The 3,490-nt window shown below is 57.2% G+C and carries 3 protein-coding genes; all 3 read left to right on the forward strand.

Going from position 1 to position 3,490, the window contains the following annotated elements:
* Positions 1–160 precede the first annotated feature (160 nt).
* From AB6809_RS36010 to AB6809_RS36020, 3 genes are read left to right on the forward strand one after another with little or no spacing between them, the layout of a single operon-like run.
* A complete protein-coding gene (locus AB6809_RS36010; protein WP_310031634.1) occupies positions 161–1,420 on the forward strand; it encodes a tyrosine-type recombinase/integrase in 1,260 nt (419 codons plus the stop codon).
* Positions 1,417–2,379, forward strand: a complete 963-nt coding sequence (locus AB6809_RS36015; protein ID WP_310031632.1) for a tyrosine-type recombinase/integrase — start codon at positions 1,417–1,419, stop codon at positions 2,377–2,379. Before AB6809_RS36010 ends, AB6809_RS36015 begins: the two co-directional genes overlap by 4 nt.
* Complete coding sequence (locus tag AB6809_RS36020) at positions 2,372–3,379, forward strand: tyrosine-type recombinase/integrase (RefSeq protein WP_371028582.1); 1,008 nt, start codon at positions 2,372–2,374, stop codon at positions 3,377–3,379. The genes AB6809_RS36015 and AB6809_RS36020 overlap by 8 nt, the downstream gene beginning before the upstream one ends.
* Positions 3,380–3,490: the final 111 nt, after the last annotated feature.

Raw genomic sequence — 3,490 nt, forward strand, 5'->3', positions numbered from 1 at the left:
GCCGGAATAATGCGCAGCCGCAAATTATGCGGAGTTTGCATCGTACGGCTCGTCACGAGCGCCAGTGCGACGCGCCTTGCAGGGATCTGTGGCTTGCAGCAAACTGCACATAAAAAAGATGCTTTCCTGTTTGGGTTGTTACCCATTCAGGAGAATCATCATGATCGGCTTGGTTCCTCTTCGACCGCAGCCTCAGGCGTGGTTGTGGCGCAGCGTCCTTTCTCCTTTCGCAGAGCGCTACTGCGAATATCTCGTTGATACCGGCTACGCGGCTCGCACCATCAACATCTACGTGAGGTGCGTCGCGCACTTTGCGTATTGGCTTACAACGCACCGTATAGCCGTAGCAAGTGTCGAAGATCGACTTGTCTGCAGCTTCGTGAACGACCATTTGCGGCGATGTACCTGCCCCGATCCGATTCCGAGGGGTCGGGCAGACGTGAATGCTGCACTTCGGCATTTGCTGGTCGTCATGGGCGCGAGCGCTGTCCCCCGGTTTCTGCGGGCGGAACCGGACTCGGTGCAACAGGAGGTGTGTCGCTTTACTGACCATCTCAAGGACGTTTGCGGCCTAGCCGAATGCACGCGATATCAGCGTGGTCGAATCATTCGCGATTTCTTGCATCAGAGCTTTGGTCGCAAACACATAAACATGAAGCTGCTAACGATTCGGGATATTCGTCGTTTCGTTACGCACTACCCTGACGGGTGCAAGGCTGGAGCCGCTCACGTAGCGGGCGTGACATTGCGCGGTTATCTGCGATTCAGGACCATGCAATATAACGACCAGGTCGAAGAGCTGATCGCGGCAGTACCGAACGTGGCTGGATGGAGGTTGGCGGCGCTGCCTGAAACGCTTTCGGATGCAGCGATCGGGCAGTTCCTGAACTCCTTCGATCGCGCGACTGCGTCCAGCTTGCGTGATTACGCAATGGCGCGCTGTCTGGCTGATCTTGGGTTGCGGGCTGCGGAAGTCGTGCAAATCCAACTCGACGACTTTAACTGGCGCGAAGGCACGCTGCAAATCCGTCGCACCAAATCGCGACGGGGCTACATCATTCCGTTGCCGGAGCCGACAGGTCATGCGCTCGCGGACTATATCCGGTTAGGCCGACGAGCAACGACGACGTCCCGCGCCGTCTTTGTGCGGCATTACGCACCTGCTGACCTTCCATTAGGAACGGGCCGCGTCCACAAGGCTGTGCATGACGCATATGTTCGTTGCGGGTGGACTGACCGATCTGGAACCCATCTTCTGAGGCACAGCGTTGCCCGACGGCTGCTTCGTTCCGGCTCGTCGTTGAAGGAAGTGGCTGACGTATTACGCCATCAGAGCATCGACACCACCGCGATCTACACGAAGATCGACCTGCGAAGCCTGGAGGCCGTGGCGCTTCCCTGGCCGGGGAGCAAATCATGAAGATTCCCGTCAAATCGGCACACACAATGGTATCGCTAGTGGAAACGTATCTCGCAGAGCGACGCTGTCTCGGCTTCGACCTTGCGATCTCGGGGCAGGTGCTGATGAACTTCGCCCGCTTCGCGGATACGGCAAACCATCGCGGTCCGATCACCGAAAGTCTGGCGCTTGCCTGGGCACACTCGACACCGAGCGAAAGGGCCATTACCTGGGCGCGTCGAATTGAGATAGTCCGTCCCTTCGCGAAGTATCTCAAGCAGTTCTATCCTGACACCGTTGTTCCGCGACGCGATCTGTGCGGGCGGGCACATCGTCGTTTGGCGCCTCACATCTACACGGAGCAGGAAATCAACGAACTCCTCGTAGCGTCGGCGGCGATGTTTCCCGCCGGTTCCATCAGACCGCTTACCTATGAAGCGTTGTTTGGTTTGATTGCGGCAACTGGCTTGCGTATCTCGGAGGCCATCAATCTCTGCCGAGACGACGTGAATCTTGCTGATGGGACGCTAATTGTGCGCGAGACGAAATTCAACAAGGCGCGTCTTATTCCGTTGCATCCTACCGTAACTCGGGCCATGAAGCGTTACGCTAAACGCCGCGCACTGATCGTCGCTTCAGAGCCTTGCAATTCGTTCTTTGTGAATCTTGATGGCAGGAAGCTGCAGGCTCAAACAGTGCACTGGGCGTTTGGTCGTCTGCGCAAACAACTCGCGTTGACTTCCCGGGGTGACCACGCGTTGCCTCGAATTCATGATCTTCGCCACACGTTTGTGTGCCGGCGAATCCTGAAGTGGTATCAGGACGGCGAGAACGTCGACAATCGGATGATGGCGCTGTCAACATATCTGGGACACGTGAAGCCGAGCGATACCTACTGGTATCTGACTGCAGTTCCCGATCTCATGGAAATCGTAAGTCAGAGATTTGCGTGCTTTGCCGAAGGGGTTCGCCATGACTAAAGCCTGCCTGGTTCCTTCCTTCGCGACGCTTCTTCAGGACTTCTTCGTCGACCGGTTGATGCAGCAACGCGCGGTGAGCCCGGAGACGATAGCGAGCTATCGCGATGCGTTTCGCCTGTTTCTTCAGTTTGCATCGGATCGCCTTGGTAGGTGCCCAACTGACCTGACGCTGTCGGACATGGACGCGTCGCTGATACTGGCCTTTCTGCGACATCTCGAGGTTGAGCGGCACAACAGCACGCGGACCCGCAACGTTCGACTCGCGGCGTTGCGTTCGTTTCTGAAGTACGCTACGCATCGTGACATCGCATCGCTGGCCGTTATACAGCGCGCACTCTCGGTGCCGATGAAGCGTTGCGATAAACCTATGGTTGGATTCCTGTCTCGCGATGAGATTCAGTACCTGTTGACGGCGCCCGACCCAGACACCTGGTCGGGCCAACGCGACAGGGTCCTTCTGGCAACCATGTATAACACCGGAGCACGGGTCTCGGAGATTCTTGCACTGCGCGTCGGTGATGTCGTCCTGGGGCCGTCGCCCTGTGTTCATATTCTCGGCAAAGGACGCAAGGAGCGGACGGTGCCTTTATGGCAATCTACTGCCCGGCTCATCAGGGGGTGGTTGCCGCAGATCCAGGATGCATCCAGTCAGAGGCTCTTTCCAAATCGATCTGGGAATGCGATGACTCGCTCCAATGTCGCCGACCGCCTGAGAATTGCCGTTACGCGAGCGAAGGACCAATGTCCGCAGCTCGCCAACCGACGTGTATCTCCTCACCTGGTTCGACACGCGACCGCCATGCATCTACTTCAATCAGGCGTCGACCTGTCAGTCATCGCGTTGTGGCTGGGACACGAAAGCCCCTCGACAACGCACGGCTACATGGAAGCTGACCTGACAATGAAGGAGCGGGCACTGAACAGGATTCAACCGCCGCAAGTAAAGAATCGTCGATATCGGCCACCGGACCGTATCCTGCAGTTCCTGGAGTCGCTGTAATTATGCGTAGTTCGCCGAACCGCGAATCCTTGCGGATCGCTTCGGCGACTCGCCTGGCACTCTTATAAAGTGACGGACTCCGCATAATTTGCAGCTGCGCATTATTCCGGC

The organism is Paraburkholderia sp. RCC_158 (assembly GCF_041355255.1).
Taxonomy (GTDB): Bacteria; Pseudomonadota; Gammaproteobacteria; order Burkholderiales; family Burkholderiaceae; genus Paraburkholderia; species Paraburkholderia graminis.

Bases quoted from the DNA above. Each gene is read 5' to 3' on its own strand.
- AB6809_RS36010 (WP_310031634.1), top strand. From the start codon at position 161: ATGATCGGCTTGGTTCCTCTTCGACCGCAGCCTCAGGCGTGGTTGTGG.
- AB6809_RS36015 (WP_310031632.1), top strand. From the start codon at position 1,417: ATGAAGATTCCCGTCAAATCGGCACACACAATGGTATCGCTAGTGGAA.
- AB6809_RS36020 (WP_371028582.1), top strand. From the start codon at position 2,372: ATGACTAAAGCCTGCCTGGTTCCTTCCTTCGCGACGCTTCTTCAGGAC.